Genomic DNA, 12890 nt, shown 5'->3' on the forward strand with positions numbered 1-12890 from the left:
ATCTATCACTTTATCGGGATTTACAAAAGTTTTAATATATTTAAGAAAAAAAATAGATGAACAATAGTAACTCCCGCAGAAACTTTCTCAAGACCGCAGCTTTAGCAAGCTTTGGAGCATTGGTTTTACCCAATTCTTTATTTGCTTATTCCAATGATTTTAAAACAGATAAAAAAGTCCGTGTCGGTTTTATCGGCGTAGGTCTTCGTGGTCAGGAGCATGTAAAATTACTGGCAAAACGTAATGATGTAGAGATTGTAGCATTTGCAGATCCGGAGAAAAGAATGCTTGCCGCGTCTCAAAAAATCTTAAAAGACAATAATAAACCGGCTGCTCAGGAGTTTTCCAACGGAGAATATGACTATCGAAATCTTTTAAAATTAAAAACTATAGACGCTGTTGTCATTGCAACTCCATGGGAATGGCATCTTACTCAAGGGGTGGAAGCTATGCGTGCTAAAAAAATAGTGGGCATGGAAGTTTCCGGAGCGATAAAGCTTCAGGACTGCTGGGAATTTGTAAAGGTATATGAGGAAACGAAAGTTCCTATCTTTATGATGGAAAATGTATGTTACCGCAGAGATATTATGGCCATCCTGAATATGGTCCGTAAAGGAATGTTCGGGGAACTGGTACACGGAAGAGGTGGTTATCAGCATGATCTGAGAGGTGTTCTTTTCAATGACGGAGTTACTCCATACAATTCCGGGGCTGAATTTGGAGAAAAAGGATTCAGTGAAGCAAAATGGAGAACCGAGCATTATGTAAAACGTAATGGAGAGCTTTATCCTACCCATGGATTAGGTCCGGTTGCGATGATGATGGATATCAACCGAGGAAATCGTTTAACGAGGCTTTCTTCATTCTCATCAAAATCTGTAGGCCTTCATAAATATATTGTTGAACATCCCAAAGGAGGAGAAAACCATCCTAGTGCGAAAGTAAAATTCAACCAGGGAGATATTGTAACTACACAGATTGCCTGTGCCAATGGAGAAACCATCCTTCTTACTCATGATACAAGCTTACAAAGACCTTATGACCTTGGTTTCAGAGTTCAGGGAACTGAGGGATTGTGGCAGGATTTCGGATGGGGAGATTTCGACCAGGGACACATCTATTTTGAAAAAACAATGAACCATACCCACCGTTGGGATAATACTGAAAAATGGATGAAAGAATATGATCATCCGATGTGGAAGAAGTTTGAAACTACTGCTGCAGGAGCCGGACATGGCGGGATGGATTTCTTTGTAATGAATACTTTTATTGAATGTATCAAACGAAATATAGAATTCCCGATGGATGTATATGATCTTGCCCTATGGTATTCTATAACCCCATTGAGTGAAGAGTCTATTGCCAAAGGCGGTCAGGTAGTTGATATCCCTGATTTCACCAATGGAAAATGGAAAACCCGTAAACCTGTATTTGGAATGACCGATGAGTTCTAAAAAGACATTACTCATATTAGCAGGCGGGTTAGGCACTAGGTACAAAGGACTTAAACAAATAGACGGAATACTTGATAACGCTTCGCCGATTCTTGAGTATTCTATCTTTGATGCTCTGGAAGCCGGTTTCCAAAAAGTAGTTATTATTGTCAACAAACTGATTCCTGAAAGTTATATTGAAAGGCTTAACGGCATTTCAAAAGCTAAAAATTTTGAATTGATTTGGGTATATCAGGAGATAGACACCATTCCTATTTCACTGGAAGGCTTCGATTATCCTGATCGTGAGAAGCCATGGGGAACTGCTCATGCCGTACTTTGCGCCAAATATTCAATACAGGAACCTTTTGTGATGATCAATGCGGATGATTTCTACGGAAAAGAAGCCTATCAACTGGCTGCTGATGAAATTAACCATCATTATATTTCAGATACACAATTAGGGATGATTGCTTATCCTGTGGGTACAACATTGAGTGGCAACGGTGCTGTAGCAAGAGGAATATGTACGTTGGATACTGAAAATTATCTGATTAAAGTAGAGGAACAAACTTCTATTCAAAAAATCAATCATTCCATCATTTATGTTGAAAACGGAGAAAATATAAAATTAGATCCCGAAACATTGGTATCCATGAACTTTTTTATTTTCCATCCTCACATTTTTTGTTATCTGGAAGCTTATTTCTATGATTTCATTGAATCTGACCCACTACCCAATCAGGAATTTTACATTCCTTCTGCAGTACAGAAAATGATGGACGAAAACAGAGTCAAAGTAAAAGTGAAAGCCTCTCCATCCCGATGGATGGGAGTTACCTATGCTGATGATAAAAAGGAAATTATAGATTTTCTGACTTCAGAGATTAAAAATAACAGATACCCGGAAGATTTATGGAGCTAAATGATATCATTGCTGAATTTATAACTACGAATAATTATGACCTCACTCCTATTACGGATGGATTGATCAATACCACTTATCTGTTGGAGAATAAAGATCAGGGGAAAAAGTTTATTCTGCAGAAAATCAACAATCATGTTTTTAAACAGCCGGAAGTGGTCGTTAACAACCATTTAATGATCAATGAAGTGCTCAGGTCTAATCATTATCAATTTGAAATTATAGAACCTATTGCTTCTCTTACCGGTCAAATTCTGGTAAAAGATAAAAATGGCCAGCCATGGCGTATGTTAAGTTTTGTAGAAAACAGCACGACATTCCTTACTGCTCCCTCCTTACAGACCGCTTTTGATGCGGCTAAAACCTTCAGTTATTTTCTCAATACGGTAAATACTGAAAAACTACCTGCCATTCAAGATTCTCTTCCCAATTTTCTCAATTTTGAGAAGAGGGTTGCAGATTATAGAGATTCCCTAAAAAATGCAGAGCCTTATTTGAAAGAAAGCGCCAGGGCTGAAATAGAAATCACCAACCAGCTTTTGTCCTTACCTGACCGATGGATTGAAATGGAGAAAAACAATCAGATTCCTAAAAGAATTATTCATGCCGATGTAAAAATCAGTAATATTCTCTTTGATCAGAATCACAATCCATTAGCTGTGATTGATCTCGACACCATGATGATTTCTACTATTCTGTATGATTTTGGAACCATGATTCAGTCCTACACCAATACAACACAGGAAGATGACGGGACAGCTCAAAACAATTTCAACCCTGAAATGTATAAAGTTGTAAAAGAAGGATTTCTATTTCATTTAAAAGAAAAACTGACGCCTGAAGAATACGGGAATCTTGATTATGCGGCACAAGTCGCTATTTATATTCAGGAACTTCGTTTCTTAACCGATTATCTGAATGGAAGTACCTACTATTCTATCACGCATCCTGAACACAATCTGGACAGAACAAAAAACCAGCTGGAACTGTTGAAGGGATTGAGAGAATACTTGGGAGCTAATGGGTTTGAGAGTCGGAGAGTTTGAGGGTTTGAGGGTTGAGTTTGTAAGTGCATAAATTTCTACGAAATGGGCAGATAGGACGCTTTACTTACCTATGTACTTTGCCATTTTGTAAGAATATGTTTTTACTCTCTTATTCTCAAACTCTCCCACTCTCCCACTCAATATCCCGAATTCCAGAACTCCTAATCACCCAAAAACTCCAGAACCCTCTTCCACTCTTCCAGCTTTTTTTCAAAGGAAACGGTATGAAGCGGACTTGTGGAAGGCAATAAAAAAATGGGTAATTTATAATCTTTTCCGAGCAGTTTCTGTAAGTTCTTGTATGACTTTCCACCATTGCAAAAAATGGCTTTAACATTTGGGTGTTCTTCTAACAATTCAGCAATCTGATTGTCTTCTTCATTTCTTATTTCAGAATCCAGACTTCCTTTTCTCTCACAGGAATCGATGACATCCCAGAGGGCAATATGATGTTTCTTTATCGTTGCAACTCTTTTAGAGTAATCCTCTGTAAATTCTTCTTGCAGCAATTCAAAAATAATTTTCCAGAATTTGTTCTGAGGATGAGCATAGTATTGCTGCTTTTCCAATGATTTCACTCCGGGAATTGAGCCAAGAATCAGAATTTCAGATTGGATATCAATAAGAGGGGGAAATGAAGAAATACGGTTTTGCATCTTCAAATATATTGATTTAATTTATTTTAATTTTTAATTAGGCTGGAAGCCGGGAGCCTGAATTTAATTTGCTGAACCCAACGTAGTTTATTTAGGTTTTGGCTAAAGCCGTTGGATTTTTGATTATAAAAAAAGCGGGCTAAAGCCCGCTCCTATTGATATCTTATATTGTCTGTCTATAAAGTTTCCTTCAACCAGTCGAAGAATTCTCTCTGCCATACCAATCCGTTTTGTGGATGAAGTACCCAGTGGTTTTCGTTCGGGAAGTATACCAGTTTAGATTTTAATCCTCTTAATTTTGCAGCCTGGAAAGCTTCCTGACCTTGCTCGTAAGGAACACGGAAATCAATTCCTCCCTGAACAATCATGATAGGCTTGTTCCATTTTTCTACAAAGTTGCTTGGGTTGAATTCTGTGTAGGCTTTTGGAAGTGGTTTTTCCCATGGAGAACCAAGATCCCAATTTGCAAACCAAAGCTCTTCCGTAGTCAGATACCAGGATTTCATGTCAAATAAACCATCATGAGCGATGAAAGTTTTAAATCTGTTCTCATGGATTCCGGCTAACATAAATACACTGTATCCTCCGTAACTCGCTCCTACAGCTGCTACTCTGTCACCATCTACATAAGGTAAAGTTTTCGCAAAGTCTGTTGCTGCCAGATAATCTCTCATTGGCTGTCCGCCCCAGTCTTTTGAAATCTCTTCGTTCCATTTTGTTCCCCAGCCCGGCATTCCTCTTCTGTTTGGAGCCACTACGATATAATCGTTAGCTGTCATAAGAGCAAAGTTCCATCTTACACTGAAAAACTGAGTAAGCGCAGACTGTGGACCACCCTGGCAGTACACCAAAGTAGGGTATTTTTTGTTCGGGTCAAAGTTTGGTGGATAGTGGAACCATACGCCCATTTCTTTACCGTCTGAAGTTTTCACCATTTTAAGTTCAGATTTCCCCTGAGCTAACTTAGCGTATGTATCTTTGTTCGCTTCAGTTACCTGCTTCATTTCCCCATTTTTAACGTTTACAGAGAATAATTCTGTAGCATGGTTTACGTCTGTTCTTCCTACTAAAAGTGAAGTTTTATTGTCTGTAAAGATTTCGTTGACGTCAAAATCTCCTTTGGTGATCTGCTGTACTTTTGCTGATTTTGAATCCAAAGCAAAAAGCTGTTTCGTCCCTCTGAATGCTGCTGTGAAGTAGATTGTTTTTGAATCTGCTCCCCAAAGCACATCTCCTGAAACGCTTTCGTCCCAACCTGAAGTAAGGTTAGTTGTCTTCCCTGATTTCCAGTCTAAGATTTTCACATCATTTTTATCCGCTTCATATCCGTCTCTGGCCATACTCTGCCAGATTAAAGATTTTCCGTCCGGGCTGAACTTAGGGTTTACATCATATCCTTTGTTGGATTCTGTAAGGTTTTTGGTTGTACCTGATGCCAGATCGTAAGCAAAGATATCTGTATTGGTACTTGTAGAATATTCTTTACCGCTTTTAGGTTTTGTAACATATAAAAGCTGGGCAGAATCCGGACTCCAGATGAAGTCTTCAGCACCACCGAAAGGTCTTTGAGGAGAATCCCAGGTTTTTCCTTCCAAAAGGTCTTTTGCTCCTTCTACTTTATCTGAAGCATTCACTACAAATACATGGTTGTATTTTCCTTCATTGAAATAATCCCAGTGTCTGTGGTTCAGGTCTGTGTATACCTGTGCTGTCGTTTTAGGAGTATCAGTGAATTTATCTTTCCCCATCACTTTTTCTACCAATACCTGCTTGCTGAAAGCAATTTTCTTCCCATCCGGAGAAATTACGATATTGTCTGCTTCACCAATGGTATAAAATTCTGTCCAGGTTTTTCCGGCATCTTTAGAAAGATAGATTTTATCTCCTTCCTGAGCGTAGATTCCGTTTTTATCCCACTGAATAAGGGCTTTTTTCCCGAAATCAATTTTGGAAGACTGGTTATTAAGAACATTCAGAAAATAGTTTTCATTTTTCGTTTTCTCTGTTTTCAGGTCTACCTGCCCTACTTTGTAGATAAGAGAACCCTGATCTGGTGAAACTGCCTGTACCCCAACTTTTTTCAAAGTCCAAAGAATTTCAGGCGTCATTACTTGTTGTGCATTCATTAAAAGCGGAGCTGCCAAAGCCAGCAGGCTGTACTTAAGTTTCATATGTTGATATTCATTTTTAACGGAGGCACAAAATCAGTTGATTTTCTACATCCTTTTATTAAATTCAAAGATTGCCAAAGTTAATATTTAAAATAAAAACGGACGAAAGAATTAACATTAAGTTTTTAAAGTTGAAAAATAATTGATTTATGTATGACAAAACTTTATTAGTTTTACCAGAAATAAACTAATACCCATTTAATATGAAAAAATTTATACTTTTTTCTTCACTTTGCGTGTCTTCATTCTTTTTTTCACAGCTTACGATGAGTCCTTTTCCCAATCATTATTATAATCCTTATCAAGTCACTATTAATGGAAACGGGACCATTTATTATACCACTGACGGAAGCACTCCGACAATTAGTTCTTCCTCTGCTGTAAATAATGTGCAGATTTCTATTGATCAGAATAAAGAGATCAAGGCATTTCTTGTTAACGGACAAGGAAGTTCGTCTCCTGTAATCAGTAAAAAGTATTACACAGGAAGTATTCCTACTGCTGCTATTTATTTTAAAGTTCCTTCTACATGGGCTTCAGGAAGCTGTGTAATGGTTGATATGGTGAGTCCCAATTCTATAGACGGATTTGCAATCGATACCTTCTGGCCCGGAGTTGTGATGCAACCTGCAGGGTGTGAATCATGGTATAAGACTACAAGAGATTTTGAAACTGCCAATGTCCGTTTTAATAACTGTACTCTATTTGAAAATATTCCTGCCACTGTCAGCACCAATCTGATTCCGATGGGAAGTACTTTGTATTATGATTTTACGGATGGGGTCATAACCACTCCGCCTTCATGCTTATTTTTAGCGTCTAATGAATCAGTCTCTAAAAATAACAGCGTTTTAATCAAAGTTTATCCGAACCCTGTTTCAGATATTTTAAAAGTAAATACGGACCGGAATTTCAATGAATATGAAATTATAGATATGAACGGAAGAGTGATTTTAAAAGATCAGTTTGTGAAAGAAATTTTAATTAGTCAGCTTATTTCAGGAAATTACTTTCTAAAGCTTAAAGATTCGAAAGGAGATCTGGTGTTACTGAAGTTCGTTAAAAAATAAAGGAATCCGCTCGTTGAGCGGATTCCTTTATTTTGATCTTTTATGATTTAATTAATCTCCATCTGAGAACATAGAGTTCGCCAGTGAAGTTACGATTGATAATAAGATACTGAAGATAAATGCCCACCAGAAGCCATCTACCACCATGCTGTCTATAAAATAGTCTGCAATCAGGACAATTGCGGCATTAATTACCAGCGCAAAGAATCCTAAGGTAAGAATGGTCAACGGAAGGCCGAACAGACTTAAAATAGGCTTTACAAATATGTTAAGAACCCCAAGTACAATCGCAAAGATGATCGCTGAAGAAAATCCTTCAAACTGAACTCCAGGTAAGATTTTAGTTAAAAGATAAGCAACAATTGCCGTAATAAATAGTCGGATAATTAAGTTCATTGTGATATTTTTTAATGTTTATGGGGTTTGTTGAGCAAAAGCTATTCCATTCCGGAAAAAAAGAATGCTTTGAAACCCTTTATTGAAGGAATATTTTGCCTTTTATTTCCTCTTAATCTCTTATTTTATTTTCATCATGGTGACTAATGAAGTGGCTACATGGCTTTCAGAATCAGAACCTTCCGTCTGAACATAGATTTCCGTTCTCACCACAACAATTTTTCCACCACCTTTGATGACATAAGATTTCGAAACCAAAGCGTCACCCATGGCAGGACGAAGATAATTCACTTTCAATTCAACGGTCACAACATAACAGTCTTCCGGATAATGGCTCACAGCAGCGTATCCTGAAGAAACATCCACCAGAGAGGCGATCATTGCACCGTTGAACATTCCTGCTTTTCTGGTCATCATTTCCATTTTAGGGATTTTCATGGATATAAAATCTGTTTCTACTTCCAGCAGTTCTGCTTTATAAAACTGTAAGGTTTCCGAACGGCCGAAGCTGTCTGTAATGAGTTTCTTTTTTTCTGGTGTCATGAATTTTATTTTAAACAAAGGTAAGTGCTACAGCCTTCTTTATCTCAATGATCTTTCAATTTTTCATTAAAAAGCCGCTCCATACATATGAAACGGCTTCTTTTCAAGGTTTTTAACCCTTCTTACACAACAAACGATAACTTTTCAGATGAACCGGACGCTTTCAGATGATGATCTTCTTTGATCATATCGGCGGCTTTTTCACCAATCATAATGGTAGGTGCATTGGTATTTCCGGAAACCACATCCGGCATAATGGATGCATCTGCTACCCTTAATCCTTTTATTCCATATACTTTCAGCCTCGGATCTACTACAGAATGGCTGTCGATTCCCATTTTACAGGTTCCGGTCATATGATGATAGGTGGAACATGATTTTTTGATATAATCTATCACTTCCTCTTTTGTTTTTCCTTCTCCGGGATAGATTTCACCGTCATTCCATTCTTTCATAGCTTCTGTTCTTCCCATTTCACGGCATATTTCTACACATTGGTAAAGGGCTTCCAGATCAGATTCTTCAGAAAGATACATCGGATTGATTTCTGGTGAAGCGGAAGGAACGGAAGAAGTCAGTTTGATATATCCTTTACTGGCAGGTCTTATAAATCCTGCACAGAATGTAAATGCGTTTTCCGGCCCTGTGAATCCCGGGCTGTAGTAAGGAAGTCCCATAAATAAAGGCTGAAGATCCGGGAAAGTCATTTCTTCTCTACTCTTCCAGAATAATTGAGCTTCCAATAAATTGGCTTCCGGAGCAGGAATTTCTTTTTTAGCTTTAAAAATAACACTTGCCAAAAGATGATCCTGAAGGTTTTTCCCGACTCCTTTCAGGTCTTTTACTACTGGGATTCCTACAGATTCCAGTTCCTGTTGATCACCAATTCCGGAAAGCATCAGAAGTTTGGCAGATTCTATAGTTCCGCAAGATACAATCACTTCTTTTTCTGCTTCTACCTCTACTAATTCACCGTCTTTCAAATACTTAACTCCGATGCATTCGTTTTCTTCAAAAATCAGTTTCTGAGCCAGCGCATTGGTATGAATATGCAGATTAGGCCTCGATTTCACAGGATCTAAGAATGCTTTTGCCGTAGAACATCTTTTATGGTCTTTTCCTACACTGAGATGATTAAGACCTGCACCCCAGATTTCTTTGTTAAAATCATCTGTCAAAGGATAGCCCAATTCTTTACAGGCTTCAATAGCACTTATTGAAATGGCATTCGGATGTTTGATACGGCTTACATAAAGCGGTCCTTCCCCTCCATGAATCTCATCTTCACCTTCTTCATGGGTTTCTGATTTCTTAAAGTAAGGCAGAACACTTTCCCAGTCCCAGCCCACACATCCTTTATAGGCCCAACTATCATAATCCTGCTGATGCCCTCTGATGTAGATCATTCCATTGATGGAACTTGAACCACCCAATGTTTTACCACGGGGCCAGTATCTTGCATTTCCTCCTGCATGCTCCTGCGCAACGGTATGATAAGCCCAGTCTCTTTCGGTATTCCATATAGCAGGCCAGCCGGCTTGTTCTTCCACTTCAGAAACTTTATCATCGGGACCTGCCTCCAGTAAAAGGACATTTATATTTTCATTTTCACTTAATCTGCTAGCTATTACAGCGCCTGCCGAACCGGATCCGACAATTATAAAATCGTATTTCATGAGTTCTAACTTTATTTTTTAATGCTGATGACTTTAGGAACTGTGACTGCTTTCAATCCTTCTATTCCGAATTCTACTCCATAACCGGATTGTTTTGCCCCTCCGAAGGGAACAAACGGGTGAATAGCGCCATGCTGATTGATCCATACGGTTCCTGCTTCCAATTGTGCAGCTACTTTCTGAGCTTCGTCAGGATCATCACTCCAAACGGAAGCTCCGAGTCCGTTTTCTGAATCATTGGCTTTACTGATGGCTTCTTCCAACGTTTTATACTTAATAATTGGTAACACAGGACCAAACTGTTCTTCGTCTACAATTCTGTCTCCGTTATCTACATTTCCAACCAGAGTTACCGGAATAAAATAGCCTTCCAGATCAGGTTTTTGCCCTTTGAATATGAAGTCTGCTCCCATATTTTCAGCATCAAGAATCAGATCCTGAATTTTATCGTACTGTATTTTATTCTGGATAGGCCCTAAAACGCTGGATTCATCCGCTCCGTTACCCATTGGAATATTGGAAGAATAGTCTGCCAATGCTTTAACGACTTTTTCGTAATCATTTTCATGAACGTATAGCCTTTTTAAGCAGGCACAGGTTTGCCCCATATTCAAGAAGGCTCCCCAGAAAATTCCATCAATATACTTAGAGACATCAAGTCCGGGCAAAATAATTCCTGCATCATTTCCACCACATTCAAGGGTTAATCGGGCCATATTTTTAGCAGAAGCCTCAATGACTTTTTTTCCTGTAGCGATGGAACCTGTGAACATAATTTTTCCAATTTCAGAATGTGAGGTAAGGTAACCACCTACTTCTCCTCTGCCGGTAACTACCTGCAAAATATCCTCAGGAAGGACACTGTTGATCACTTTTATCATTTCCAGACTGCAGAAAGTGGTATATTCCGAAGGTTTGATGATGACTGCATTTCCCATTCTCAATGAAGGAATAATCTGCCAGATCGCAATCATCAAAGGCCAGTTCCAAGGGGCAATGGCGGCCACCACTCCAATCGGGTTTCTGTATAAAACATCTTTTCTGGTTTCGTCTTCAAACACAATTTCTTCGGGTAAATCCAATGATGCCGGAACTTGTGTCCAGCCTACACAAGCCTGCATTTCGAAATTAGCTCCAGGACCATTCAACGGTTTTCCCTGCTCTCGGGTGATCCATTCTGCAAGGTGTTGTGAATTTTGCTGTAAAGCTTCCGCTACTTTTAATAAAATGTCTTTTCTTTCTGCATCCGGCCTTGCTGCCCATAGTTTCTGGGCTTTTTTTGCTTTCTCAATTTTGGTATCAATCTCCTCACGGGAAGTATTGGTTACTTCGCCTATAACCTCTAAGGTAGAAGGATTTAGGGATAAAAACCGGGTATCTGGAGTATGGGTTTCTTTGACTGCTGATGTATTTTCCATTGTTTTAAATTATTTTGTATTTTACGTAGTTCGAAAATGGCAATAACATGATATAAATCATTTACCTATTCTCTATTTTTTTTAACCTAAACTCTACCTATCATGGAAAAGATCGAAGAAAGAACTGTTTTCAGCATTCCTTTTGGTGAATTGAATGTATTTGAAACGAATGTAGTTTGTCATGATTTTCCTTTCTATTTTGAAAAGCCTGTCATCACGCTAATGTTGAGTGGCAATAAGATTATTCGCAGTGAGGATGAAACTTTTGAGTTTAATGAAAGAAGTGTATTTATTCCGCCCTGTAACAAGGAACTGAGCATAGATATCCATCCCATTTTCAAAGAACCCACGAAATGTCTGGTATTGAATATTGAACAGGAATATATTGACAGTGTATTCTCCGAAGTGATTGAAAACTGGCATCCGGACTGGGACAGAACGGGAATTATGATGAAAGAAAATGCAGTAAAAAAGTTCGTAAGCTCGGATGAGTCTTTATGGAGAAGCCTTACCAATCTTTATAACAGAAGAATTGACGGAAATCTTCATAATACTTCGGATTTTCTTTTAAGCTTAAGTTTGAAAGAACTGATTTATGAGCTGATGAAGACCAATGCAAAGCATATTTTGTTGTATTCTGACAAGACAGAAAATGTGCAGAACGGACTTCAGGAAGTGGTTCATTTTATCAAACAAAATTACAGAGAACCGATTACCATCAAAAAACTTTCTGTGATCGCAGGAATGAGTGAAGCCAATCTCTTTAAAAAGTTTAAGCATTCCTACAACTGTACTCCGGTAGAATATATTATCCAGTTGAGAATAGAACACGCCAAGCAGCTTTTGATCAGCAATCCTGAAATCGGGATTAAGAATATCTGTTTTGAATCGGGCTTTAATACATTGGAGTATTTTTACAGAAAATTCACTCAGATCACTGGAAAATCACCGAAAAAGTTTAAAATAGATTGATAGATAAGGCTGGAAGATGGAAGAAAGGAAGATGGAGGTTAGTATCTGTCTTTTTATTTCCGGCAGTTATCATTATTCAATAAAGTAATTATTTTATGTACTGTAAAAAAGTGTTCATTATTTTAAGTCTTTTCTTATACTGTATCTTTTATGCGCAAACTCTGCATTTGTATGGCGGCGCAGATCAGGATCAGTATCTGGGATGCTTAAACTGTGATAATTTTGATAAAAATTCGATATGGAATAAGTTCAGTGATTATGGAAATGCATTGAGTTCAAAATCTATCTGGAATACCTATGGAAACTACGGAAGCACTTATGGTCCTTACTCTCCGTGGAATGCTTATGCTTCTTATCCTCCGGCGATTCTGGATCAGGATGGGAATTTCTTTGGGTTTCTTACATTGAATCCTTATCAATCTGAAAGGTCTGAGCTTGACCTTGCAATGATTTTGTGCAAGCATCATGAGGAGATTAAAAGTGATGTCGGAGCCTGGTATGAGAAATTGTTCCGGTAAAACCACCCCGAAAATTCTTTGAATTTTCGCCACCCCTCCGGAAGAAGTGAATTTTTACGTATTCAG

General features: G+C 38.3%; 12 protein-coding genes. 6 read left to right on the top strand and 6 right to left on the bottom strand.

All coding sequences use genetic code 11. The features are described 5' to 3' along the window. The first annotated feature begins 56 nt into the window (after window positions 1-56). Genes RAH34_RS18080 through RAH34_RS18090 form a run of 3 tightly spaced genes read left to right on the top strand, consistent with a single transcriptional unit; the run spans window position 57 to window position 3404 of the window. On the top strand, window positions 57-1454 hold the full coding sequence (locus RAH34_RS18080) for a Gfo/Idh/MocA family protein (protein ID WP_306597040.1): 1398 nt from the start codon (window positions 57-59) through the stop codon (window positions 1452-1454). After that, window positions 1444-2358: a sugar phosphate nucleotidyltransferase gene (locus RAH34_RS18085; protein WP_306597041.1), complete on the top strand. Its 915-nt coding sequence runs from the start codon at window positions 1444-1446 to the stop codon at window positions 2356-2358. The genes RAH34_RS18080 and RAH34_RS18085 overlap by 11 nt, the downstream gene beginning before the upstream one ends. Continuing rightward, on the top strand, window positions 2349-3404 hold the full coding sequence (locus RAH34_RS18090; protein ID WP_306597042.1) for a phosphotransferase enzyme family protein: 1056 nt from the start codon (window positions 2349-2351) through the stop codon (window positions 3402-3404). Before RAH34_RS18085 ends, RAH34_RS18090 begins: the two co-directional genes overlap by 10 nt. Window positions 3405-3565: 161 nt before the next feature. Here the strand turns inward: RAH34_RS18090 and RAH34_RS18095 are convergent, their stop codons facing one another. Both RAH34_RS18095 and RAH34_RS18100 read right to left on the bottom strand, forming a co-directional pair. After that, window positions 3566-4060 (bottom strand): DNA-deoxyinosine glycosylase, encoded by a 495-nt coding sequence (locus RAH34_RS18095; protein ID WP_306597043.1) that lies wholly within the window; start codon window positions 4058-4060, stop codon window positions 3566-3568. 176 nt (window positions 4061-4236) lie between these two features. Continuing rightward, window positions 4237-6231 carry a S9 family peptidase gene (locus RAH34_RS18100; RefSeq protein ID WP_306597044.1) on the bottom strand — a complete coding sequence of 665 codons (1995 nt, stop codon included), beginning with the start codon at window positions 6229-6231 and terminating at the stop codon, window positions 4237-4239. Window positions 6232-6434: 203 nt separating this feature from the next. Between RAH34_RS18100 and RAH34_RS18105 the strand changes: the two genes are divergently transcribed. After that, entirely contained in the window at window positions 6435-7301 is an 867-nt protein-coding gene (locus RAH34_RS18105) for a chitobiase/beta-hexosaminidase C-terminal domain-containing protein (protein WP_306597046.1), read from the top strand. A gap of 51 nt (window positions 7302-7352) precedes the next feature. On the opposite strand, the gene RAH34_RS18110 is transcribed toward RAH34_RS18105, so the two are convergent. The 4 genes from RAH34_RS18110 to RAH34_RS18125 all read right to left on the bottom strand — a co-directional run bounded on the left by RAH34_RS18110 (window position 7353) and on the right by RAH34_RS18125 (window position 11334). Next, complete coding sequence (locus RAH34_RS18110; protein ID WP_114821738.1) at window positions 7353-7697, bottom strand: phage holin family protein; 345 nt, start codon at window positions 7695-7697, stop codon at window positions 7353-7355. A 120-nt stretch (window positions 7698-7817) separates the two neighbouring features. Then, window positions 7818-8240: a PaaI family thioesterase gene (locus RAH34_RS18115; protein ID WP_089690417.1), complete on the bottom strand. Its 423-nt coding sequence runs from the start codon at window positions 8238-8240 to the stop codon at window positions 7818-7820. Between the two features lie 122 nt (window positions 8241-8362). Further along, window positions 8363-9916 carry a GMC family oxidoreductase gene (locus RAH34_RS18120; RefSeq protein WP_306597047.1) on the bottom strand — a complete coding sequence of 518 codons (1554 nt, stop codon included), beginning with the start codon at window positions 9914-9916 and terminating at the stop codon, window positions 8363-8365. Between the two features lie 11 nt (window positions 9917-9927). Beyond that, window positions 9928-11334, bottom strand: a complete 1407-nt coding sequence (locus RAH34_RS18125) for an aldehyde dehydrogenase family protein (RefSeq protein ID WP_306597048.1) — start codon at window positions 11332-11334, stop codon at window positions 9928-9930. 102 nt (window positions 11335-11436) lie between these two features. Here RAH34_RS18125 and RAH34_RS18130 point away from each other — a divergent pair, with 102 nt between their 5' ends. Together RAH34_RS18130 and RAH34_RS18135 are read left to right on the top strand one after the other, a co-directional pair. Then, entirely contained in the window at window positions 11437-12306 is an 870-nt protein-coding gene (locus RAH34_RS18130) for a helix-turn-helix domain-containing protein (RefSeq protein ID WP_306597049.1), read from the top strand. Between the two features lie 95 nt (window positions 12307-12401). Next, window positions 12402-12824, top strand: a complete 423-nt coding sequence (locus RAH34_RS18135) for a hypothetical protein (protein ID WP_306597050.1) — start codon at window positions 12402-12404, stop codon at window positions 12822-12824. Window positions 12825-12890 lie beyond the last annotated feature (66 nt).

The organism is Chryseobacterium sp. WLY505 (genome assembly GCF_030846215.1).
Taxonomy (GTDB): Bacteria; Bacteroidota; Bacteroidia; order Flavobacteriales; family Weeksellaceae; genus Chryseobacterium.

What these genes read in the sequence shown, in the direction of transcription:
- RAH34_RS18100 (WP_306597044.1), bottom strand. Translation starts at nt 6,231, where the DNA reads ATGAAACTTAAGTACAGCCTGCTGGCTTTGGCAGCTCCGCTTTTAATG.
- RAH34_RS18135 (WP_306597050.1), top strand. Translation starts at nt 12,402, where the DNA reads ATGTACTGTAAAAAAGTGTTCATTATTTTAAGTCTTTTCTTATACTGT.
- RAH34_RS18120 (WP_306597047.1), bottom strand. Translation starts at nt 9,916, where the DNA reads ATGAAATACGATTTTATAATTGTCGGATCCGGTTCGGCAGGCGCTGTA.
- RAH34_RS18105 (WP_306597046.1), top strand. Translation starts at nt 6,435, where the DNA reads ATGAAAAAATTTATACTTTTTTCTTCACTTTGCGTGTCTTCATTCTTT.
- RAH34_RS18115 (WP_089690417.1), bottom strand. Translation starts at nt 8,240, where the DNA reads ATGACACCAGAAAAAAAGAAACTCATTACAGACAGCTTCGGCCGTTCG.
- RAH34_RS18095 (WP_306597043.1), bottom strand. Translation starts at nt 4,060, where the DNA reads ATGCAAAACCGTATTTCTTCATTTCCCCCTCTTATTGATATCCAATCT.
- RAH34_RS18085 (WP_306597041.1), top strand. Translation starts at nt 1,444, where the DNA reads ATGAGTTCTAAAAAGACATTACTCATATTAGCAGGCGGGTTAGGCACT.
- RAH34_RS18090 (WP_306597042.1), top strand. Translation starts at nt 2,349, where the DNA reads ATGGAGCTAAATGATATCATTGCTGAATTTATAACTACGAATAATTAT.
- RAH34_RS18130 (WP_306597049.1), top strand. Translation starts at nt 11,437, where the DNA reads ATGGAAAAGATCGAAGAAAGAACTGTTTTCAGCATTCCTTTTGGTGAA.
- RAH34_RS18080 (WP_306597040.1), top strand. Translation starts at nt 57, where the DNA reads ATGAACAATAGTAACTCCCGCAGAAACTTTCTCAAGACCGCAGCTTTA.
- RAH34_RS18110 (WP_114821738.1), bottom strand. Translation starts at nt 7,697, where the DNA reads ATGAACTTAATTATCCGACTATTTATTACGGCAATTGTTGCTTATCTT.
- RAH34_RS18125 (WP_306597048.1), bottom strand. Translation starts at nt 11,334, where the DNA reads ATGGAAAATACATCAGCAGTCAAAGAAACCCATACTCCAGATACCCGG.